General features: G+C 60.7%; 21 protein-coding genes. 16 read left to right on the top strand and 5 right to left on the bottom strand.

The window, feature by feature from the left end; all coding sequences use genetic code 11:
• Positions 1-17: 17 nt before the first annotated feature.
• A complete protein-coding gene (locus tag P9250_RS29470) occupies positions 18-893 on the bottom strand; it encodes a hydroxymethylpyrimidine/phosphomethylpyrimidine kinase (RefSeq protein ID WP_244828100.1) in 876 nt (291 codons plus the stop codon).
• Between the two features lie 322 nt (positions 894-1,215).
• On the opposite strand from P9250_RS29470, the gene P9250_RS29465 reads away from it, so the two are divergent.
• A complete protein-coding gene (locus tag P9250_RS29465; protein WP_025527884.1) occupies positions 1,216-1,386 on the top strand; it encodes a rubredoxin in 171 nt (56 codons plus the stop codon).
• A gap of 10 nt (positions 1,387-1,396) precedes the next feature.
• Here the strand turns inward: P9250_RS29465 and P9250_RS29460 are convergent, their stop codons facing one another.
• Positions 1,397-1,573, bottom strand: a complete 177-nt coding sequence (locus tag P9250_RS29460) for a hypothetical protein (protein WP_310396620.1) — start codon at positions 1,571-1,573, stop codon at positions 1,397-1,399.
• Between the two features lie 223 nt (positions 1,574-1,796).
• Between P9250_RS29460 and P9250_RS29455 the strand changes: the two genes are divergently transcribed.
• Positions 1,797-3,188: a hypothetical protein gene (locus P9250_RS29455; RefSeq protein WP_310396618.1), complete on the top strand. Its 1,392-nt coding sequence runs from the start codon at positions 1,797-1,799 to the stop codon at positions 3,186-3,188.
• Here the strand turns inward: P9250_RS29455 and P9250_RS29450 are convergent.
• Complete coding sequence (locus tag P9250_RS29450) at positions 3,178-4,707, bottom strand: deoxyribodipyrimidine photo-lyase (RefSeq protein WP_310396617.1); 1,530 nt, start codon at positions 4,705-4,707, stop codon at positions 3,178-3,180. The two genes, P9250_RS29455 and P9250_RS29450, sit on opposite strands and share 11 nt — an antisense overlap.
• A 30-nt stretch (positions 4,708-4,737) precedes the next feature.
• On the opposite strand from P9250_RS29450, the gene P9250_RS29445 reads away from it, so the two are divergent.
• Genes P9250_RS29445 through P9250_RS29420 form a run of 6 tightly spaced genes read left to right on the top strand, consistent with a single transcriptional unit; the run spans position 4,738 to position 9,435 of the window.
• Complete coding sequence (locus P9250_RS29445; protein ID WP_244826109.1) at positions 4,738-5,316, top strand: YqgE/AlgH family protein; 579 nt, start codon at positions 4,738-4,740, stop codon at positions 5,314-5,316.
• Complete coding sequence (ruvX, locus tag P9250_RS29440; RefSeq protein WP_250465470.1) at positions 5,313-5,759, top strand: Holliday junction resolvase RuvX; 447 nt, start codon at positions 5,313-5,315, stop codon at positions 5,757-5,759. Before P9250_RS29445 ends, ruvX begins: the two co-directional genes overlap by 4 nt.
• Complete coding sequence (pyrR, locus tag P9250_RS29435; RefSeq protein ID WP_244826106.1) at positions 5,746-6,261, top strand: bifunctional pyr operon transcriptional regulator/uracil phosphoribosyltransferase PyrR; 516 nt, start codon at positions 5,746-5,748, stop codon at positions 6,259-6,261. Before ruvX ends, pyrR begins: the two co-directional genes overlap by 14 nt.
• 27 nt (positions 6,262-6,288) lie before the next feature.
• Entirely contained in the window at positions 6,289-7,317 is a 1,029-nt protein-coding gene (locus P9250_RS29430) for an aspartate carbamoyltransferase catalytic subunit (RefSeq protein ID WP_244826104.1), read from the top strand.
• A gap of 9 nt (positions 7,318-7,326) precedes the next feature.
• Complete coding sequence (locus tag P9250_RS29425; RefSeq protein ID WP_310396613.1) at positions 7,327-8,604, top strand: dihydroorotase; 1,278 nt, start codon at positions 7,327-7,329, stop codon at positions 8,602-8,604.
• 15 nt (positions 8,605-8,619) lie between these two features.
• On the top strand, positions 8,620-9,435 hold the full coding sequence (locus tag P9250_RS29420; RefSeq protein WP_310396612.1) for a lysophospholipid acyltransferase family protein: 816 nt from the start codon (positions 8,620-8,622) through the stop codon (positions 9,433-9,435).
• Here the strand turns inward: P9250_RS29420 and P9250_RS29415 are convergent.
• A complete protein-coding gene (locus tag P9250_RS29415; protein ID WP_310396610.1) occupies positions 9,395-10,261 on the bottom strand; it encodes a symmetrical bis(5'-nucleosyl)-tetraphosphatase in 867 nt (288 codons plus the stop codon). The two genes, P9250_RS29420 and P9250_RS29415, sit on opposite strands and share 41 nt — an antisense overlap.
• A 362-nt stretch (positions 10,262-10,623) precedes the next feature.
• Here P9250_RS29415 and rfbB point away from each other — a divergent pair, with 362 nt between their 5' ends.
• From rfbB to P9250_RS29390, 5 genes are all read left to right on the top strand, one after another.
• The gene (rfbB, locus tag P9250_RS29410) at positions 10,624-11,685 is read left to right on the top strand and encodes a dTDP-glucose 4,6-dehydratase (RefSeq protein WP_250465467.1); all 1,062 of its coding nucleotides are present in this window, start codon (positions 10,624-10,626) and stop codon (positions 11,683-11,685) included.
• A gap of 10 nt (positions 11,686-11,695) precedes the next feature.
• Positions 11,696-12,589, top strand: a complete 894-nt coding sequence (gene rfbA / locus P9250_RS29405; protein WP_250465465.1) for a glucose-1-phosphate thymidylyltransferase RfbA — start codon at positions 11,696-11,698, stop codon at positions 12,587-12,589.
• Positions 12,574-13,125, top strand: coding sequence for a dTDP-4-dehydrorhamnose 3,5-epimerase (gene rfbC / locus P9250_RS29400; protein ID WP_244826094.1), 552 nt, complete (start codon positions 12,574-12,576; stop codon positions 13,123-13,125). Before rfbA ends, rfbC begins: the two co-directional genes overlap by 16 nt.
• Positions 13,122-14,009, top strand: coding sequence for a dTDP-4-dehydrorhamnose reductase (gene rfbD, locus P9250_RS29395; protein WP_310396606.1), 888 nt, complete (start codon positions 13,122-13,124; stop codon positions 14,007-14,009). Before rfbC ends, rfbD begins: the two co-directional genes overlap by 4 nt.
• Positions 14,010-14,110: 101 nt before the next feature.
• Positions 14,111-14,908 (top strand): glycosyltransferase family 2 protein, encoded by a 798-nt coding sequence (locus P9250_RS29390; RefSeq protein WP_409014959.1) that lies wholly within the window; start codon positions 14,111-14,113, stop codon positions 14,906-14,908.
• Here P9250_RS29390 and P9250_RS29385 read toward each other — a convergent pair.
• Positions 14,905-16,989 carry a glycosyltransferase family 2 protein gene (locus tag P9250_RS29385; protein WP_310396602.1) on the bottom strand — a complete coding sequence of 695 codons (2,085 nt, stop codon included), beginning with the start codon at positions 16,987-16,989 and terminating at the stop codon, positions 14,905-14,907. The genes P9250_RS29390 and P9250_RS29385 overlap by 4 nt on opposite strands.
• Before the next feature lie 429 nt (positions 16,990-17,418).
• On the opposite strand from P9250_RS29385, the gene P9250_RS29380 reads away from it, so the two are divergent.
• From P9250_RS29380 to P9250_RS29370, 3 genes are read left to right on the top strand one after another with little or no spacing between them, the layout of a single operon-like run.
• Entirely contained in the window at positions 17,419-18,234 is an 816-nt protein-coding gene (locus tag P9250_RS29380; RefSeq protein WP_310396599.1) for an ABC transporter permease, read from the top strand.
• A gap of 3 nt (positions 18,235-18,237) precedes the next feature.
• Entirely contained in the window at positions 18,238-18,972 is a 735-nt protein-coding gene (locus P9250_RS29375; protein ID WP_310396597.1) for an ABC transporter ATP-binding protein, read from the top strand.
• 40 nt (positions 18,973-19,012) lie between these two features.
• Complete coding sequence (locus P9250_RS29370) at positions 19,013-22,162, top strand: glycosyltransferase (protein ID WP_310396595.1); 3,150 nt, start codon at positions 19,013-19,015, stop codon at positions 22,160-22,162.

Genomic DNA, 22,162 nt, shown 5'->3' with positions numbered 1-22,162 from the left:
TTGGTCAGTGTTTTGGGCTAATGGCGTACTTCCCCAGGCAGTCCCGCCGACTCGTCGGGGAGGGACGACGTCTCGCCTTCTTCGTCTGCATCGTTCGAGCGCGCCCAGAAAAACCGGTCCGGCAAATAGGCGCCCATGCCCGGACGGAACGCGGCGCGCGCCGCCTGGAACACATACTCTTGAGCCTCGCGTGCGGCCTCGGCGGGTTCCTGTCCGTTGGCAAGCAAGGCCGCGACCGCGGCGCCGAGCGTATCCGTCAGCCCCATGATGCGATGCACACCGCGATCCCACGTATCTTGCCGCACCTGGCCTTCCTCGCTATACAGCGTGTTCACGTGCCGATGCGTGCCGGTTTCCATTGCGAGCACATATTCGCAACCCTGCGCCAGGATATGCGAGATCGCGGCATCCAGCGTTGGCGCTTCGGCGTCACTGTCGGGTTGCGCGAGCTGCAACAACGTGGCGTGATCGGCGATCAACATGGTCGTTTGCGGCACGAGCAGGTCGGCAAGCGACTCACGCAGCTCGTCGGCGGACAAAACATGTTCATCGTCGAGTGTGAAGTCCGGCGCGAGGATCAGCGGTACGTCGTCGTAGTCGGACACCACTTCGGCGATAGCGGAAACTACCTCCGCGCGCGTTGCCGCGCCGATCTTGAACGCGGCGATCGGCATGTCCTCCAGCAACATGCGCGCCTGCGTGGCGACGACGTCGGGGTCGATGCCGGTGACTTCGTCGCAGCTTGCGGAGTCGCGCACCGCGTAGCCCGTCAGCACCGTCACGCCGTGGCAGCCCATGCTTGCGAGCGTCAGCACGTCGGCTTGAAGCCCCGAACCGCCTGTGGGGTCCGTCAGGCCGAAGGTGAGAACGATCGGTGGGGAGTCGCCGGTCATGGCAAAAGCGGACATTGTTTTCTTGATTGCACGAATGGAACGGAAGGGCCGCGAACGCCCGCGCCTCGAAGTGCACTGGCGGCGGCCAGCTCGGTCATGATTCGACCGTGGTTCGACTATGGTTCAATGTTTCGATTATGCGGCCTAACGCCGTCAGGCTACAGTCTTTGCGCACTTTTTTCCGGTACGGCGGCGCTTGAGAGAGCCAGTACGGCGGTCAAAGGCTTGGCCACGCGTGAACGGGCATCTCGCTAGGCATTGACACGCCAACACGGTACCATCATGTCCTAATTTCAATCGACCATTTCGACGCGGCATAAGTATGGAATATAGAAGCTGGATGTGCCTGATCTGCGGCTGGATCTATGACGAGGAGGCGGGATTGCCCGAAGAGGGCATCGCGCCGGGTACGCGCTGGGAGGACGTTCCAATCAACTGGACTTGTCCCGAATGCGGAGCCCGCAAGGAAGATTTTGAGATGGTCCAGATCTGATCCGCACGCTCTACCGCGCCGCATGACTCGCGTCATGCGGCGCGCGTTTTTTGCGGACCGCTTTTTTGTTCGCTGCTTTCGTTCGCTGCTTTCGTTGCTGTTTTTGTCCGGCAGCGCTGCCGGTGTTGCGTCGTGCATCGAAATCGATGCGCGCGTCGGTCGCATGTTTGGCCGCTGCAAGCTGCATGGGCGCCACGACGCGTGCCGATGCCAATGCGAACCGGCGCCTGAAGGCATACGCTTGAGGCTGGTCCGTGGTTCGGCAAGACGGGCGCAGGCAGTAAGCGGTCCGTCGGTCGAGAAAATCGTGAGCGCGGTCAAGTACCGACGCTTTCATCGATGATGCTATTTCACCGCGCGCGCCCATGTTCGACTCACGGCGCCTGCGAACCGGTTTGTGAGCGCCAGATATGACATCTCGTCCCGATCTTCCAGTTACGTTCGAAGCTCTGCCCAATCCGCGCGGCGGCTCGGTGCGGCTCGCCGAAATGGCGCTGACCGATGCCCATCACGCGTTCCAGCGTCAGGGCGAAACCGCGCCCGCGTTGAAGCGCGCGATCTCCGCGCTGCATTCGGCGGGTTGGCTGCCCGCGCAGCGTTTCGCGGAAGCGCTCGCGCTCGTCGCGCCGCTCGGCGAGGAATCGGAGCCGACGCGTGCGCGCATCGCGGCTGCGCTCGCGGACTTTGGCGCGGCGGTGGAGCGCCACAATCTGCGCGAGTTGTCGTGCTCGACCGTGTTGTTCGATCACTATCGCGGGCTGCATGCGTTGCTCGCCATGCATACGCGCGTCGCGCCGGTTTCCTACGATGACCTCGCGCTCGCGGGCCGCGCCATCGCGCCCGCGACGTTGCGCGGCATCGCGCCCGAGCGGCTTGCGCGTGTTCGGGCGCACTACGAACAGGCCCTGCTCAAGCTCTTGCGCGGGCCCGAGCAGGAATCCGCCGATGCCTTCGCGCGCCTCGACGAGTGCCTGGGCGAGCTCGGCGGCCCCGATCCTTACGACTTCTGGCGGCTCGCGCTCAACACTATTTGGGCGCTGCGCGAGCGCGCGGAGCGTCGCGGCGACGCCGATTTCGCCGCAAACGCCGACGCCAAGCGCCTTTACGCGCGCTTCAATCTCGTGTTGGCGGATCAGGCGCACGCGTCGACCTATGCGCCGCGCTCGCTCGTACGCGCGACGCTTGCGCTCCTCTGGCGCGACTTCGCACTCTACGGCGCGATGCCGGATGACGCGGAACGGGTCGACGTCTTGCGGGACTACGGTCTGACGGTGGCGTGGCATGTCGCGGCGAATCCCGCGTCGGAGGCCGCGTGGGAGCAGGGCGCGGCGCAGGCGATCGAGGAAAACGCCCGCGACGGTTCATCGCGCGATCTGGGTGCGCTGCGCGTGAACGCCACGGCTTACGAAGACTTTCTGCAGAGCGCGGAAGCCTCCATCGAGGGACTGGTCGAGCGCGGTTCGCAGGCAAGCGAAACAGGCACGGTGGACGCGGACGCGGCGCTGCACTCGGCGAACGCGTCGCACCGGCTGGGCGCGGCGGCTTGCGCGCTCGGCTTGGGCCATGTCGCATTGCTCGCCGATACACTCGGTCTCGCCTGGCGGCGCGTCGCGCATCAGGGCGCGCATGAATCGGCGGATGGCGTCGCGCGCGAACTCGATGCCACCGTTCCCGAACGGGCGGCCCAGATGCTGCGCTCCATGCTGCACCAGGCCGCGGCCGGCATTGCGCCGTCGGAAGGCCGCGCGTCGATTGCCGCGCTCACCGCCATGATCGAGCGGCCCGCCGCGGTCAATCGCTAGCGTCGGCGTGCGGTTCGTCGGCGGCGTCCGCGCTGCTGCTGCGTGAATCGTCGGCGCGTTTCGCGGGTCCGCGCACCACGTCGTATCGCGCGAGCGTGCGTTTGCGCGCGGCGTCGTGATCGACTACCGGCTGCGGATAGTCCGCGCCAAGCGAAATCCCCGCCTTCGAGAGTGCGTCGGGCTTGGCGAGCCACGGCGCGTGAATGTCCCGGTCCGACAAGCCCGCGATTTCCGGCACGTAGTGGCGGATGAACTTGCCCGCCGCGTCGAATTTCTTCGACTGCGTCGTCGGATTGAAGATGCGGAAATACGGCTGGGCATCGCAGCCGCTCGATGATACCCACTGCCATCCGCCGTTATTCGACGACAGTTCGAAATCGTTCAGCAGCGCTTCGAAATAGGCTTCGCCGCGCCGCCAGTCAAGGCCGAGGTCCTTGGTCAGAAAACTTGCCACCACCATGCGCAGGCGGTTGTGCATATAGCCTGACTGGTTGATTTGCCGCATCGCGGCATCGACGAGCGGATAACCTGTTTGTCCCGCGCACCATGCGGCGAAGTTCGCGTCGGCGGCATCGCCCGTCTCCCACTGGATGCGGTCGTATTCCGGCTTGAATGCACGATGATCGCCCGGCACGCCGATATGCGGAAAATGGTGCAGCACGGAGAAATAGAAGTCTCGCCAGATAAGCTCCGACAACCAGGTTTCCGCGCCCTTGTTGCCGTGGCGCTGCGCATCGTGCGCGGTGCGAGCGAGTGCGCGAATCGAAACCGTGCCGTGTCGCAGATGAACGCCGAGATAGCTCGGGCCCTTCAGCGCGGGGAAATCGCGGGCGTGATCGTAGTCGGCCATGCGGTCGATGAAGTCATCGAAAAGCTCATACGCGCCGCTCGTGCCAGCGGGAAAGGCGGGCGCGTGCTCCGCGCCGAAGCCGAGCGCGTCAAGCGAGGGAATGGCGTGCCTGACGTTACCCGGCGGCTTCGCGAGCACGTTGAAATGATCTTCGGATGCGTACGGCTTGAGCGCGTTCGGCGTGAGTGTCGCGAGCCACTTGCGCTTGTACGGCGTGAAGACGGTATAGGGTTTGCTGCTGCCTGTGAGCACATCGTCATGATCGAAGATCGACTGATCCTTGAACGTGAAAAACGCGATGTCCTTGCTCGCCAGCTTCTGCGCCACTGCCTCGTCACGCGCCTTCGCACTCGGTTCGTAATCGCGATTTGCAAACACCGCGTTCGCGCCGCATTCGACCGCAAGCTCGGGTATCTCATGCAAAGGCACGCCATGTCGAACCATCAGCGTCCCGCCAGCGTCGCGCAACGTGCGATCCAGTTCCACCACGCTCGCATGAATGAACGGCACGCGCCGGTCGTTTCGCGCAAGCGGCGAGAGGATGTCGCGGTCGAAAACGAACGCGCACAGCACCCGACGGCACCTTGTAAGCGCGTGATAGAGTGCAGCATTGTCGGCTGCGCGCAGGTCCCGCCGAATCCACACCAGACCCACATCAAAGTCGGCCATCTGTCAGCGCCTTTGTTAAAATCCTGAATTATGTCCAAGACTTCCGATCGCATCAATTTGACGAATCAGTTCCTGATCGCCATGCCGTCCATGGCCGATCCGACGTTCTCAGGAACCGTGGTCTACCTTTGCGATCACACCGATCGCGGTGCGCTGGGTCTCGTCATCAACAGGCCGACCGATATCGACCTCCAGTCGCTGTTCAATCGTATCGATCTCAAACTCGAGATCGAACCTCTCGTTCACTTGCCCGTGTACTTCGGCGGTCCCGTTCAGACCGAGCGCGGCTTCGTGCTGCATGAAGAACGCGACGGCGAACCGTATAGCTCGTCCATGAGTGTACCCGGCGGCCTCGCCATGACCACTTCGAAAGATGTACTCGAAGCAGTCGCTAGCGGCAAGGGCCCAGAGCGCTTCTTGCTCACGCTCGGCCACGCAGGCTGGGGCGCCGGTCAGCTCGAAGAAGAAATCTCCAAGAACGGCTGGCTCACGGTGGAAGCGGACTCGCGCATCATCTTCGACGTGCCTGCCGAAGATCGCCTCGAAGCGGCGCTCTCGCTGCTCGGCGTATCGCGTTCCATGCTTTCCGGCGAAGCAGGGCACGCATGAGCGGGGCAGCCACGCTGCTGGCATTCGATTACGGCGAGAAGCGTATTGGTGTCGCCGTTGGCAATACATTGACGAAGCAGGCACGCGCGCTCGCCGTGCTCGAAAACCGCAACCGCGACTATCGTTTCGATGAAGTCGGCAAACTGCTCGACGAGTGGAAGCCGCAAACGGTGGTCGTCGGCATGCCGCTGCATCCGGACGGCACGCCGCACGAAATGAGCGCGCAGGCCAAGCGCTTCGGCAATCAGGTGAACGGGCGTTTCAACGTGCCCGTGCAATGGGTCGACGAACGTTACAGTTCCGTCGATGCCAAAGCCGACCTTCGTGCGCGCGGCGTGCGTCCGAACGCGCGCGGCCGTTTCGACGACATCGACGCGGAAGCCGCCCGCGTCATTCTTCAACAATACCTCGACGGACTTCCCGACGATCATGAGTTCCATTGACGCCGAAGCGCTGTATCGCGCGCTCGTCGAATCGATTCATGCCGCGTATGAAAACGCGCTCGCCGAAGAAGAGGGTGTCGCGCTCGTCGGCATCTATAGCGGCGGCGTGTGGCTTGCCGAGCGTCTCGCCAAGGAGTTCAACGCGCCGCACTTCGGCGTGGTGAACGTGGCGCTGCATCGCGACGACTACGCGAAGAAGGGCCTGCATAGCCAGGCGAGCCCGACTTCGTTGCCGTTCGCGGTCGACGGCCGCCGTATCGTGCTGATCGACGACGTGCTGTCCACGGGACGCACGGTGCGCGCGGCCATCAACGAACTTTACGATTACGGGCGTCCCGCTTCGGTCGATCTCGCCGTGCTCGCCGATCGCGGCGGACGCGAGTTGCCCATTGCGGCGCGCTTCGTCGGCGGCACGGTGGACGTCCCCGCGAACGAAGGCCTCGTGCTCGCGCGACGCGCGGACGGCGGCTTCGACTTCACCACTGAATCGCGCGCTCAGTAACCCATTCAAGGCAACACCGGGATCATCATGAACACCGCCACTCAGGGTTCCGCCGATGCAGGCGCGCCCGCTGCCGCCGACAAGTTTCGCTACGGCTTTCTACGCGGCAATCCGCAGCTCACGAAGAACGGCGAGCTGAAGCACCTGCTGACCATCGAAGGGCTGCCGCGCGCCGTCGTCACGCATATTCTCGATACCGCCGAGCAGTTCGTGAGCGTCACGGATCGCGAAGTGAAGAAGGTGCCGCTTTTGCGCGGCAAGTCGGTGTTCAACCTCTTCTTCGAGAACTCGACGCGTACCCGCACGACCTTCGAGATCGCGGCCAAGCGCTTGTCGGCGGACGTGCTGAACCTGAACATCAACGCGTCGTCGACGAGCAAGGGCGAATCCCTGCTCGACACCATCAACAATCTCTCCGCCATGCATGCCGACATGTTCGTCGTGCGTCATGCGTCGAGCGGCGCGCCGTATCTGATCGCCGAGCATTGCGCGCCGCACGTGCACGTGATCAATGCGGGCGATGGCCGTCACGCGCATCCGACGCAAGGCCTGCTCGACATGTACACCATTCGCCACTACAAGCGCGACTTCACCAAGCTGCGCGTGGCGATCGTCGGCGACATTCTGCATTCGCGCGTCGCGCGTTCGGACATTCACGCGCTGACCACGCTCGGCGTGCCGGAAGTGAGGGCCATCGGACCACGCACGCTTTTGCCCGGCAATCTCGACCAGATGGGCGTGCACGTCTACCACAACCTCGACGAAGGCTTGAAGGGCGTCGACGTCATCATCATGCTGCGCCTGCAGAACGAGCGCATGAGCGGCGCGCTCTTGCCTTCCGCGCAGGAGTATTTCAAGAGCTGGGGACTGACGCCCGAGCGTCTTGCGCTCGCCGCGCCCGATGCCATCGTGATGCATCCGGGGCCGATGAATCGCGGCGTGGAAATCGACTCGCAAGTGGCCGACGGCCCGCAGTCGGTGATTCTCAATCAGGTGACCTTCGGCATCGCCGTGCGCATGGCGGTCATGGGCATCGTGGCCGGCAACAGTGACTAAGAACGCGACATGAAGATCCAGATTCAAGGCGGCACGATCATCGACCCGATTGCGGGCACGGAAGCGCGCAAGGACGTGTTCATCGCGGCGGGCCGCATCGTTTCGATTGGCGACGCGCCGGCCGACTTTCACGCGGCCAAGGTCATCGCGGCCAACGGGTTGCATATCGCGCCGGGTTTCGTCGATCTCGCGGCGCGTCTGCGCGAACCGGGCTTCGAACACAAGGCAACGCTCGAATCCGAAATGGCCGCGGCGATGGCGGGCGGCGTGACGAGCCTCGTCTGTCCGCCCGATACCGATCCCACGCTCGACGAACCCGGCCTCGTCGAAATGCTCAAGTTTCGCGCGCAGAAGCTGCATCAGGCGCATGTCTATCCGCTGGGCGCGCTGACTGTCGGCTTGAAGGGCGAGGCGATTACCGAGATGGTCGAGTTGACCGAGGCGGGTTGCATCGGCTTTTCGCAGGCGGATAACCCTATCGTCGATACGCGCACGATGCTGCGCGCGTTGCAATACGCGACCACTTACGGCTATACCGTGTGGCTGCGTCCGCAAGACGCGTTCATGGCGAAGGGCGGCGTGGCGGCAAGCGGCGCGGTGGCGTCGCGGCTCGGGCTGTCGGGCGTGCCAGTGTCGGCGGAGACCATCGCGCTGCATACCATCTTCGAACTCATGCGCGTGACGGGCGCGCGCGTGCATCTGTCGCATCTGTCGTCGGCGGCGGGCGTCGCGCTCGTGCGCGCGGCGAAGGCCGAAGGTATCGCGGTCTCGTGCGATGTCACGATCAACCATGTGCATCTGACGGACGTGGATATCGGCTACTTCGATTCCCAGTTCCGCCTCGATCCGCCGCTGCGTCAGCAACGCGACCGCGAAGCAATACGCGCGGGTCTCGCGGACGGCACCGTCGACGCGATCTGTTCCGATCACACGCCGCTCGACGACGACGAAAAGCTCCTGCCTTTCGCCGAAGCCACGCCGGGCGCGACCGGCCTCGAACTGCTGCTCTCGCTGACGGTGAAGTGGGCGCACGAAGCCAACTTGCCGCTCGCGAAGGCGCTGGCGCGCATCACGTCCGCGCCCGCCGACGTGCTGAAGCTGCCGGCCGGACGCATTACCGTGGGCGCGCTCGCCGACCTGTGCGTGTTCGATGCCGCCGCCGAGTGGCGCGTCGATCCGAAGAAGCTCAAGAGCCAGGGCCACAACTCGCCGTTCCTCGGCTACGAGTTGCCGGCGCGTGTGCGCGCGACGATCGTTGGCGGTCATCTGGCTTACGAAAGCCGTTAAGCGCACGAGTCGCGCATGAACCAGGCATTACGCAAGCTGCGGCTTCTGGTCCATCTGCTGTATGGCATGTGGGTCGTGGCGCGGCGTTTTCCTCGCGCATCGGTGGATGAGCGGAGCGCGATGAATCGCGCGTGGTCGCTTGAGATGCTGCGTCTGTCCGGCATGAAACTCGTCGTGCATAACGACGAAGCGCGGCTCGATCGCGGCGTGCTGGTGGTCGGCAATCACGTTTCGTGGATGGACATTTACGTCATCAATGCATGGCGGCCGACGCCGTTCGTCTCGAAGGCGGAGATTCGCAACTGGCCGGTTGTTGGATGGCTCGCGCATCAGTTGGGCACGGTGTTCGTACAGCGCGAGAAGCGTAGCGACGCGAAGCGCATCATGCATGAACTCTCGAACCGCCTGCTCGCGGGCGAGATGATGTGCGTGTTCCCCGAAGGCACCACCAGCGATGGTCAGGCGCTCCTGCCGTTCCACGCGAACATGTTCCAGGCGGCGGTATCGGCATCGTGTCCGGTGCAGCCGGTGTGCATCATGTACGAGGATGCGCACGGCAAGCAGTCGCTCGCGCCGGCGTATATCGGCGACATGACGCTGAGCGACTCCCTCGACGCGCTTCTGAACGCGACGCCGCTCACGGCGCATCTCTATGTGTGCAATCCGCTCGCGCCGGGCGCTGACCGCCGTCTGCTTGCGAGTGAAGCCCAGGCCGCGATTCTCGCCGCGCTCGACACCATGCGTGGCGGCGCGGCGACGGCGGCTGATCCCATGCCGCTCCCTGAATCGCTCAACGCTGTTTCGGCTTCATCGCGCAACTCACCTGCGTGATCACGCGCTGAGCCGGGTCTTTGGTCAGCCGCACCGCTGAGAGCTTGTTGCCCCAGACGCAGCCTGAATCGAGACACAGCACGTCGTTGCGGACCATCAGACCGAGCGCGGCCCAGTGTCCGAACACCACCGTCACGTCCTGCGTCTTGCGGCCGGGCACGTCGAACCACGGCAGATAGCCGGGCGGCGCGGCATCCGGGCCGCCATTGTTGGAGAATTCCATCGCGCCGTCGGCGGTGCAGAAACGGATGCGTGTCAGTGCGTTATAAGTCACGCGCAGGCGGTCGGCGCCGGTGAGCGACTCATCCCATCGATGCGGCTCGTTGCCATACAGCGTGGCGAGCGTCGCTTTCCAGTCGGGCGCGCGCAACGCTTTTTCGAGTTCGTGCGCGAGTTCGAGCGTCATCGTCGCGTCCCATTGCGGCAGCACGCCGGCGTGAACCATGAGCGCGCCGTCCTCGAAGTGCGCGACGGGCTTGTGGCGTACCCATTCGATCAGGTCAGCCACGTCGGGTGCGTTGAGGATGTCGTCGAGCGTGTCGCCTTTCTTCGGCTTGCGCAGGCCAGCCGCGACCGACAGCAGATTCAGGTCGTGATTGCCGAGGACGACGGTGGCGCGCGAACCGAGCGCGATGATCTCGCGCAGCGTTTCCAGCGACTTCGGTCCGCGATTGATGAGGTCGCCTGCGAACCAGAGAGGCATATCGGCATCGGGCGCGGCTTTTTTAAGCAGTCGATGGTAGGGATCGCAGCAACCTTGCAGGTCGCCGAAGACGAGCGGGGCGGAGCTAGCGTGAATTACGGTGGCGTTGGTGACGTCGGTCATCGATTGAAAAGGTGAGACGGTGGACGCGCGGCGTCGGGTACCGAGCATTATGAAACAGGCGAATACGACTTGGCTGCCGCTTCATTAAGCATTCCGCGAACCTTCTACTACGTGCGTGACGACGCGGCGGGATTGGCTTGTAATCGATAATCGCTAGCTGTATCAAGTTGTTAGCCGTGTAGTTTTTGCACTTGGTGGCCTTATAATTGACGGCTTACCAAAGTGGGGCATCCGGCGAATCAAGATTGGTGACAATCGGTCAATGTTTCGCTGGAAGGCGCACATTGCGTGAAATGCGCAATTTTTTCCATATTCGAGCGCGCTTTCAGTCGAGCAAACTGTGAGCAGTGAAGAGGGCTTCTATGATTCTCGTGACGGGCGGTGCTGGTTTTATCGGCGCCAACTTTGTGTTGGATTGGCTAAATGGCTCTGACGAACCCGTTTTGAACGTCGATAAGCTGACGTATGCGGGGAATCTCGGAACGCTTCAGTCGCTCAAGGGCGACGCCCGTCATGTGTTTGCGCGTGCCGACATTTGCGACCGCGCGGCCATGGACGAACTGCTCGCGAAGCACAAGCCCCGCGCTATTCTGCACTTTGCCGCCGAGAGTCACGTAGACCGCTCCATCCACGGCCCGGCAGATTTTGTTCAGACCAATGTGGTCGGTACGTTCGTTCTGCTCGAAGCCACGCGCCAGTACTGGAGCGCGCTGCCTGAAGCCGAGAAGCAAGCCTTCCGCTTCCTGCATGTTTCGACCGACGAAGTGTTCGGCTCGCTGTCCGCAACTGATCCACAGTTCTCCGAGACCACGCCGTACGCACCGAACAGCCCATACTCGGCTACGAAGGCCGGCTCGGATCATCTGGTGCGCGCATATCATCACACATACGGCTTGCCGGTTGTCACGACCAACTGCTCGAACAACTACGGCCCATACCAATTCCCGGAAAAGCTGATCCCGTTGATGATCGCGAATGCGCTCGGCGGCAAGCCGCTGCCCGTTTATGGCGATGGTCAGAACGTGCGCGACTGGCTCTACGTGGGCGACCATTGTTCGGCTATTCGCGAAGTGCTGGCGCGCGGTGCGCTTGGCGAGACGTATAACGTCGGCGGCTGGAACGAGAAAAAGAACCTCGAAGTCGTGCATACGCTGTGCGATTTGCTCGACAAGTTGAAGCCTAAGGCGAGCGGTTCGTATCGCGATCAGATCACGTATGTGAAGGATCGTCCGGGCCATGACCGCCGCTACGCTATCGACGCGCGCAAGCTCGAGCGCGAGCTCGGCTGGAAGCCTGCGGAGACGTTCGAAACGGGGCTCGAGAAGACGGTTCAGTGGTATCTGGACAATCAGGCGTGGGCTGACGAAGTGGCTTCCGGTGAGTATCGGAAGTGGGTCGAGACGAACTACGCGCAGCGCGCGTGAGGAACTGACAATGGCGCGCAAGGGCATCATTCTCGCCGGCGGCTCCGGCACGCGGCTTTATCCGATTACGCATGCGGTGTCGAAGCAGCTCCTGCCCGTGTACGACAAGCCGATGATCTACTATCCGCTGTCCACGCTCATGATCGCAGGCATTCGTGACGTGCTCGTGATCTCGACGCCGCAAGATACGCCGCGTTTCGAGTCGATGCTCGGCGACGGCAGTCAGTGGGGCATGAATATCCAGTACGCGGTGCAACCGTCGCCGGATGGCCTCGCGCAGGCGTTCGTCATCGGCCGTGACTTTGTTGGCAACGATCCGTCCGCGCTTATTCTCGGCGACAACATTTTCTACGGTCACGATCTCGCGAAGCAGCTCGAAAGCGCGGACGCGCGCACCGAGGGCGCGACTGTGTTTGCCTATCACGTGCATGATCCCGAGCGTTATGGCGTGGTTGAGTTCGACCAGAAGTTCCGCGCGCTGTCGATCGAGGAAAAGCCCGCGAAGCCGCGTTCGAACTACGCGGTGACGGGTCTTTATTTCTACGACAACAAGGTGTGCGATATTGCAGCCGACATCAAGCCGTCGCCGCGTGGCGAGTACGAAATCACAGACGTAAATTCACGTTATCTCGCGGACAAAAAACTCGATGTCGAGATCATGGGACGTGGCTATGCGTGGCTCGACACCGGCACGCACGATTCACTGATCGAAGCTGCCACGTTCATCGCGACGCTGCAAAAGCGGCAGGGACTCGTGGTGGCTTGTCCTGAAGAGATCGCATATCGCAAGGAATGGATTGGCGAAGAGCAGTTGCTGGCGCTTGCCAAGCCGCTCTCGAAAAACGCTTACGGTCAATATCTGCTCAATCTTCCGAAGGACCAAGTCGCATGGCCATCCAAGTAACTGCTACGGCGCTGCCCGAAGTCAAGATCATCGAACCGAAGGTATTCGGCGATGCACGTGGCTTCTTCTACGAAAGCTTCAATGGCCGTGAGTTCGCGGAACAAGTCGAAGCGGGCGTCGAGTTCGTGCAGGACAATCATTCGCGTTCGGCAAAGGGCGTGCTGCGGGGCTTGCATTATCAGATTCAGCACCCGCAAGGCAAACTCGTGCGCGTGGTAGAAGGCGAAGTGTTCGATGTCGCGGTGGACATTCGCAAGAGTTCGCCGAACTTCGGCAAGTGGGTGGGCGTGAATCTGTCGGAAGAGAATCATCGGCAGTTGTGGGTGCCGCCGGGGTTCGCGCATGGCTTTGTCGTGTTGTCGGAGACGGCGCAGTTCCTTTATAAGACTACGGATTATTGGTATCAGGCGCACGAGAGAAGCATCGTCTGGAATGATCCGGAGATTGGTATCGAGTGGCCGATTGACTTTGAGCCGTTGTTGGCGGCGAAGGACGCGGCGGGGAAGGGTTTGAGCGAAGCCGAGGTGTTTGCGTGAGCGCCGATCAACGGACGATTCTTTTGACCGGTGTGAACGGTCAGGTTGGTTTTGAGTTGGCGCGCGGCCTTCAGGGGCTGGGAAAGGTGGTCGCGCTGGACCGCGCGGGCCTCGATCTCAGCGACCTCGGCCAGGTCCGTCGCGTCGTGCGCGATGTAAAGCCGTCGTTGATCGTGAATCCGGCGGCCTACACGGCGGTCGACAAAGCCGAGTCCGACGTCGGCGCTGCGATGCGCATTAACGGCGAGGCGCCCGGCGTGCTTGCGGAAGAAGCAAAGCGCCTTGGCGCGGCGCTTGTTCATTACTCGACGGACTACGTCTTCGACGGTACGAAAGACGGCGCTTATGTTGAAGACGATGCGGTGAATCCACAAAATGTCTACGGCAGGAGCAAGTTGGCTGGTGAGCAGGCCATTGTGGCTTCGGGTTGCGACCATCTGATCTTCCGCACTAGTTGGGTGTATGGCACGCGTGGCAAAAATTTTCTGCTAACGATGTTAAAGCTCGGCGCAGAGCGGGATGAGTTGAGCGTGGTGGCGGATCAGATTGGCGCGCCGACTTGGTCCAAGACTATCGCGGCGCTGACGGCGAATGTGCTGGCGCAGTCGGTGACTGGGCCTCGGAAATGGTGGCCCAAGAATTCCGGTGCTTATCATCTCACCGCTTCCGGCTCGACGTCGTGGCACGGGTTTGCGCAGGAAATCTTCGATTTATCGGGGCTTGCAAAAATGCCGGCGGTAAAACCTATCCCCGCTTCGGCCTATCCCACGCCCGCGGCGCGTCCCGCCAACTCTTGCATGTCCAACGAAAAACTAATAGCGACGTTTGGCTTACGCGCTCCTGACTGGCGTGAGGCTCTTCAGCTTTGCATGACTGCGCGTTGAGCGGAAGCGTGCCAATAAGGGCGGGGGCGGTTGTCGTCTTCTATCAGCCTGATAGCGGCTGTATCGACCGTGCCAACAGACTTTCATCGATGGTGCATTGCGTGATCGTCGACAACACCGAGGACTCGGATCCGGCACGGCGGCCCGGACTCGCCGACGAGATCGAATACATCGCAAATGGAAAGAATCTGGGCATCGCGACAGCGCTTAACCTCGGTGTGCAGAGGTTGAAGGCAAGCGGATTCAGTTCGGTGCTGCTGTTCGACCAAGACAGCGAGCCTTCCGAGAAACTTTGTGCAGCCTTGCCGCAAGTCATGCACGACATGCTGGGTCGTGGTGAGCGCGTAGCGGTAACGGGACCTGCTTACTACGACGAACGGCTGGGCGGCGTGACGCCGTTCGTGCGCTTTGCTGCATGGAAGCTTGAGCGTATTCCGGCATCGGGAAACGCGGTCATCGATGCGGATTTTCTTATCAGTTCAGGGTCGTGCGTCAACCTAGCTTGTTGGGACGAAATAGGTCCAATGGACGACGCGCTTTTCATCGATTTCGTTGACCTCGAATGGTGTGTGAGAGCGCGTAAGCGCGGTTATCGCGTGGTTGGAGTGCCTTGGATACATCTCAAGCATTCGTTGGGAGGCGAGCCCATCAGCGTTTTCGGGCGCCCTTATCCTTCGCATAACCCCTTGCGGCACTACTATCTGTTTCGAAACGTAATTGCGCTGCTCCTTCGCGGTTACGTGCCTTGGACATGGAAGAGCACAGAAGTGGTTAAGCTGCCCGGGAGGCTACTAATTTACGGGTTGTTTATGAAACCACGCAGAACTCATCTTGTGATGTCGTTGCGTGGGATGTGGGACGGTTTGAGAGGGCGTCTAGGACCGTACAGGCACGGTTAATCGAACTGTCCGATGCGAGGCGGAAAGGCTGGCGTGAACAGCGGGCTGTCGCAACTTGCAAGATTAGGGTTGTAGAAAGGATCGACCAGCAGGTCGTCGTTCCAAATGCGCTTCATCAGATTGATTTCATGTTCGAAACGTACGCGCGCTTCAGCATGCAGATCGGTTCCGCGCGTTGCCGATTCATGATGGTAGAGCTGGGCGAAGGGCGTATAGACATTTCGATAGCCTGTTCGGCGGAGGCGAAGACAGAAGTCGACATCGTTGAAGGCGACAGCGAGCTCTTCGTTGAACCCGCCGACGGCTTCGAACAGCGACTTCCTGACGACGAGGCACGCCGCCGTGACAGCGGTGACGTTCTGAGCGAGCGCGCCGCGTCCGAAATAGCCAGCGTTGCCGCGCCACAAGCGATGGTGCATGTGGCCCGCAAGGTCTGCCACGCCGACGAGTACGCCGCCGTGCTGGAGCGTCTCGTCGGGATACCAGAGCGCTGCTCCGACCGCGCCGTTTTCGGGCCGGACTGCATGGCTCATCATTTCGTCCAGCCAATCGGGCGAGATGACTTCGATGTCGTTGTTTAACAGGCAGAGGTAGTTTCCCCGCGCCTGCCGGGCCGCCACGTTATTTAACGCGGAGAAGTTGAAGGGGCGCTCGTCGCGGATGATTCGCACGTTGTCACACCGTACGAGCTTTGTGAAATAGGCGTGCGTCTCGGGCTCGACACTGTCGTTGTCAACGATGAGAATCTCGAACGCGGGGTAAGTCGTCTTCGCGAACAGACTGTTGACGCATTGGCGTAAGAGCTTCACGCCATCGCGCGTGGGAATGATGATCGAAACGAGCGGCGGCTCGGTCGGTCTGGGGTATTTCACGCGAAGCATGTGGGTGCCGGCAAACGCGGGAGCGACTGTGGCATCAATACCCAGCCGGTGCAGATGCTGTGAAACGGCCTTGATGGAGGCCTGAAGCGCGTAAGGTTTTTCATCGATGCTCGTCGCCGTGCTTCCCGCAATCACGCGCCAGTGATATAGCACATGCGGAATGTGGACCACGGACTCGTGACCGGCGCGTTCGATGCAGCGAAGGATCAGATCATGATCCTGACTGCCTTCGAAGCCTTTGCGGAACCCTCCTACCTCGTGCAATAGCGCGGTCTCGTAGACGCCGAAGTGGGAGAACATGTTTTGCCCGAGGATCAGTTCCGGATTCCAGTCGCACTTGAAGTAGGGAGTTGAACGCGTTCCATCGGGCAGTAGCTTGTCTTCATCGCTATAGAAGAGCCTTGCGTGGGGATGTTTCCCGATGTAACGGGCAACGACGTAAAGCGCATGTTCGGGCAGGGTGTCGTCGTGGTCGAGCAGGCCGACGAAGTCACCCTTTGCAAGTGCGAGCGCGCTGTTGCTTGCCTCGGAAATGTGGCCATTTGCCGAACGGACGACGAAATTGATGCGCGAGTCGAGGGCCGCGTATTCTTCGAGTACGCGGCGTACCGACGGATCGGACGATGCATCGTCGGCGATGCACAGTTGCCAGTGCGGATACAACTGGGCGCGAACTGAGTCGACCATCTCGCGCAAGTAGCGTTCAGGCGTCTGATACGTCGGCACGACGAGCGATAACAATGGCTTTGCGGGAAGCTCTTCGACTGCCTTGCGAATCGCATCCCGTGCGGGGTCGTCGACGGTGTCGTACCGGGAGATCCATTCGACATAGAGCTCATCGAGCGTTTGATCGGCTGTGACGCGAAGCAGCCGAGCGTGCAACCCGGCTAAACCTTCGCGACGTACGATGCCCCGGCAGTAAGAGAAGGTCGCGCCGATGCCCCCGCGACTCTTGATGGCGCTTCGAATGCTTCGAAGCGTTCGGACCAAGCGGCTCGCTGGGCCATTAGGGACATCAGGAAGAGCTTCGTCTGCTTTGTGGCTGACAGCGTCGTTGTTCGTTGAATGCCGATGGCTCGAGGAAGTGAAGTTGTCGAATTTGGTCATGAGTTCAACGAGGAAAACGTCTATGCAGCGATTGAAGCGCCACGATTTGCCGGCCTCTATGCATCGATCACGATTGATGTACGGTGTGAACATGGGCCCGAATGACCGGAGCATATTGCCGAGCACGTTGGCGGCTGGCGTGGGTGCAGGAGTCAAGTCGCACGAGAAGCGCGATACACACCGATGGCCGCCGACAACCGTTGTTTAGTCTGGCAGGGCCTTGAATGAACGGGAGTATAGCGGAACCCCGCCGGGCAACCGGACATGCCGGGCCTGGCCACTTGCCTCTGGCGCGCGTTGGAACTTGGTCGGGGCGTCAGTACAATAGCCGCTTCAGGTTGTCAGGATCGTCGACACTGTGACCGCAGCGTGCGCGCCACTCAGGCTTGCGTGCATCGTCATCGAATCATCCTGACGCGGTCATCCGAGCCTTGGCTTCCGCAGTCCGCGCAAGTCTAGCCACGCGTTGCGCCGAGTCTTGCCTCTGCCTCATTTTCACGAGATAACAAGGTTTGTTGCCGAATGCAAGTTTCTAAAGTCAATGCAAAACGTACCAAGGCCGCGTTGGCGCGCCGAGACGTCTTAGAAGGAATTCAAGCTTTCCCGGTATGGTCCGCGCTCGCCTGGCAAGACATAAGACAACGCTACCGCCGCTCTGTTCTAGGGCCGTTCTGGATCACGCTGACGATGATCATCACCATCGCCGGGATGGGGCCGCTCTACGGCTCGCTACTCAAGATCAGCATGGAAGAATTCGTTCCCTATCTGGCGTTGGGCATCATCACGTGGGGACTGATTTCCTCGCTTATCACCGATGGCTGCATTGCCTTCACAGGCGCCGACAGCATGGTGCGAGCAGTTCGGCTTCCTTTGACGCTTTACATTTTTCGCTCGATCTACCGGAATCTGATTTTTTTCGCCCACAACATCCTCGCGTATATTCCTGTGATGATTTATGGCCGCATCTGGCCGAGTTGGTCGTGGCTGATGGTCATACCCGGACTTTTCCTTATCGTAGCGGCAGCGTTTCCGCTCACGATCATTCTGGGAATCTTTTGTGCTCGTTTTCGCGACATGCAACCGATTGTCGGTAGCGTGGTCCAGTTGGCCTTTTTCCTCACGCCCATTTTCTGGAAACCCGAGGCGCTGGGTCAGCGGGCATATCTTGCCGAATTCAATCCTTTGTACATGTTCGTGCAAGTGATTCGTGGTCCGTTGTTCGGTCCGTTGCCAGATGTGTCGATTTACATTGGCGTGATCGTGACGACGCTGGTTCTCTATGTCGTCGCTACACCACTCTACATTCGGTTCCGACCGCGTATTCCGTTCTGGATTTGAGCCATGGCGTACCTTTCACTCGAAAATTGTTCTCTGCATCTGCCCGTTTATGGAGCTGGGAACCGCTCATTAAAGCAGATGGTTCTTTCTGCCGCGACGGGTGGCCGAATCGCATCGGACAGCCGGAACATCACGGTCGTGGAGGCGCTGCGAGACATCACGCTCGAGATTCGTCCAGGCGACCGCGTTGGTCTCGTCGGGCACAACGGCGCGGGCAAGACGACTCTCTTGCGCATGCTTGCGGGCATCTATGAGCCGACGCTAGGCACCTATGTCTCTGAGGGGCGCGTGACGAGCCTGCTCGACGTCACCCTCGGGCTGGACTACGAGGCCACCGGTTACGAGAACATCGTGCTGCGAGGTCTGATTCTTGGCGGATCGAAAGCGGAAATGGCGCGTCTGACTCCGTCGATCGCCGAGTTCTCGGAGTTGGGCGACTATCTCAACATGCCGGTTCGCACATACTCGAGCGGGATGGTCTTGCGCCTCGCGTTTTCCATCGTGACAAGCATTCATGCGGATGTGTTGCTGATGGACGAATGGCTGAGCGTGGGCGACGCATCATTCGTCAAGAAAGCGGAAGAGCGAATGAAGGAATTCGTCGGACGCGCAAGCATTCTCGTCCTGGCATCGCACAATGCCAATATCATCAATGATCTTTGCAACGTGCTGCTCACGCTGGAACACGGTCGAATCAAGTCCGTCGAGCGGATCAATGCGGCAACGGTCGCCGAATAAAGATTTAACGCATGATGCGTTCCATTTTCGGACTATCACAATGTTTGAGCAAGAAGTCGTAGCGCCATCGCAGGCAGATGATGTCCGTGCCGGCAAGACGGTTCCATGTCTTACGCCGGCGTCTTTCTGGACGCCGCTGCATATAGTCGATTCGGCCTGGCATCAACACGCTCCTTTCGCGTTTTGGCTAATGGAGGCCGTGCGTCCGAGCATGCTAGTCGAACTTGGAACGCATGCCGGGTTTTCCTTCCTCGCGTTCTGCCAGGCAATTGACCGATTGCATCTGCCGACCTCCGTATTTGCAATTGACACCTGGGAGGGCGACGATCACGCCGGCTTCTACGGCGAGCACATCTTCCAGCATCTTGGCGGCTTGCAAGGTCGCTACTACTCTGGGTTCTCCAGGATGATTCGCGCGCGTTTCGACGAGGCGCTCGTCCACTTCGCAGACGGCGAAATCGATCTCCTGCACATCGACGGGCGACACGGCTACGACGACGTGCTCGAGGATTACACGAGCTGGTTGCCCAAGCTGTCCGAGCGGGCCGTCGTTCTCTTCCACGACATCAACGTCCGGGAGCGCGATTTCGGCGTCTGGCGTCTCTGGGATGAACTGCAGGAGAAGCATCCGGCGTTCGAGTTCGTCCATGGCCACGGGCTCGGCGTTCTTTGCCCGTGCGCGGCAGTGCCTGCCGGCCTGCGTCCGCTTTTCGAGGCTCAAGGAGACGCACGCGCGGCAATCCGCAACGCTTATTCGCGTCTTGGAGGGGCGATATCGACCCAGTTTCTTCTGGAACAAGCCCATGCCAGCATGGGAGCAAAAGAAGCCTCCGCCGCTCATTTACGCGAACAGTTGGGTGCGGTACAGGCGCAGTTTGCGGAGGTCGACCGACTTTATCAAGAGTCGGAGCATGCCCGGCAAGAAGAGCATGAGCGCTTTCGGGACGAATACCGCCAATTCGCTGAGCATCGGGGACAGATGGAGGACAATCGGCTTCTACTCGAAGCGCGGCTCGGTCGGCTAGAGAATGAGCATCTGCAAGCGGCGGCCGTCGCCACCACACTGAAAGCCGAACTAATTCAGACGAGCGAACTTGTCAGTGGGTTGCGCGGCGATCTCGCCGCGCGCAACGGTGATTTAGGTTCGGTCAATGCTGAGCTAGCCCGCACGAGAAACGAGCTTTCGCACATCAAGTCGAGCACGACTTGGCGCGCCCTTGGCGTGGTGAGGTCGGTCGGCTCGCTCATTCCGCTGTCCGCGCGTCAACAGATGCGTAAAGGCGCCAAAGCTCTCTATTGGGCGCTCACGCCGCACAAGATGCCCGCGAGGCTTCGTTTCCTGCGTGCACGCGACGGCGGGGCGGCAATCTTCCCGACGTCGCAGGCACAGAGCGTCGCGGCGTCGGCGTCAACCAGCGGCACCGGTCGGCGCACGTACATAGATTATCGTCCGGCGACGAAATCGTCTGGCGCGTCGGGCGTTGCCGCCGATACGCTTGGAAAGGGTAATTACGCGCTAGTTCCGACGCCGCCATCAAGCTACGTATATATCCCGCCGCGTCGTCCGGACCATCTCGACCCGAAGATCGAAGCGCTCAGAGTGCGGCCGAGTTTCTCGATTGTCGTACCACTCTACAACACGCCTGATGAATTGTTTCGACGTATGATCGGCTCTGTTCTGTCGCAGTGGTATCCGCATTGGGAGTTGATTCTTGTCGACGACAAAAGTCCGCAAGATTCGGTTCGAGAGCTGCTGGCGACCTTGAGAGACGCCCGCATTAAGACGGTGCTGCTTGAAAAAAACAAGGGCATATCCGGCGCCACGAACGAGGCCATCGACCGCGCCATGGGCGACTACATCGTATTCCTCGATCACGACGACGAACTGACGGACGACTGTCTTTTCGAGCTCGCGCAATGCATCGCGACCGATCAGCCCGATTACGTTTACAGCGACGAAGACAAAATCATGCCGGACGGCCGTTTCGCGCAACCGTTCTTCAAGCCAGATTGGTCGCCCGACACGATGATGAGTACGATGTACACGTGCCACGTGTCTTGCGTGAAGCGTTCGCTGCTCGAGGAGGTCGGTGGTCTGCGCTCTGAATTCGACGGAAGTCAGGACTGGGATTTCGTGTTGCGCGTGGTCGAAAAGGCAAAGCGCATCTCACATGTGCCGAAGGTGTTGTATCACTGGCGAGTCATTCCGGCTTCCGTCGCGTCAGATCTAAATGCGAAGCCATATGCGATAGACGCCGCGCGTCGCGCACGCGTGTCGGCGCTGGAGCGCCGTGGTCTGTCCGGAACCGTGGTTCCCGTTGAGCAGTTGCCCGGCTATTTTCGGGTGAAGTACGACCTGCAGGGCAAGCCGCTCATCTCGATCATCATCCCGAGCCGGGACAATGGTACCGTACTGCGCCGTTGCCTTGACACCATTTTCAAGCTCTCAATTTATCCGAATTACGAAGTGGTTCTGCTCGACAATGGCTCAAAGGAAACGCAGACCGTCGCTTATCTTGAGTCACTGCAGGCTGTGGAGAAAGTGCGCGTGATCCGTCACGATGCGCCGTTCAACTACTCCGAGATTAACAACATTGGCGCTCGTGAAGCCAAGGGCAGCATTCTTCTGTTCCTCAATGACGACACCGAAGTCTTGTCGCCCACATGGCTTGCCGACATGGCCGGCTATGCTCAGTTGAAGCATATAGGCGCGGTGGGGGCGAAGCTGCTTTATCCCGAGACGCGGCAGATTCAACATAGCGGAGTGGTCAATCTTTCGGAAGGACCGAACCACGCGTTTCTTCTGAAGGACGCAAACGATCCGTGTTACTTCGTGCGTAATCTTATTGAATATAACTGGATTGCGGTAACGGGCGCCTGTCTCATGGTCGAGCGAAGCAAGTTCGAGGCGATCGGCGGTTTCGATGAAACGTTTCCCCTCGCGTACAACGATGTTGACCTTTGTTTCGGTCTGCTCGAGCACGGCCTTTACAACGTCGTGTGCCCGGCAGTGCAACTGCTGCACCACGAGTCGCTGAGCCGCGGACTGGATCAGGCGAGCGAGCAAAAGCGCGTTCGGCTCGAGAAGGAGAAGCGGCGCTTGTACCTGAAGCACCCGCACTATCTGATGCACGATCCGTTTCATAACCCCAATCTGCTGCCCGATGACCTGCACTTCACGGCGGCGTGA

It is taken from the genome of Caballeronia sp. LP006 (genome assembly GCF_031450995.1).
Lineage (GTDB): Bacteria > Pseudomonadota > Gammaproteobacteria > Burkholderiales > Burkholderiaceae > Caballeronia.
The sequence above is the reverse complement of the archived record's forward strand: the minus strand, read 5'-3'. Positions and strand labels throughout refer to the sequence as shown.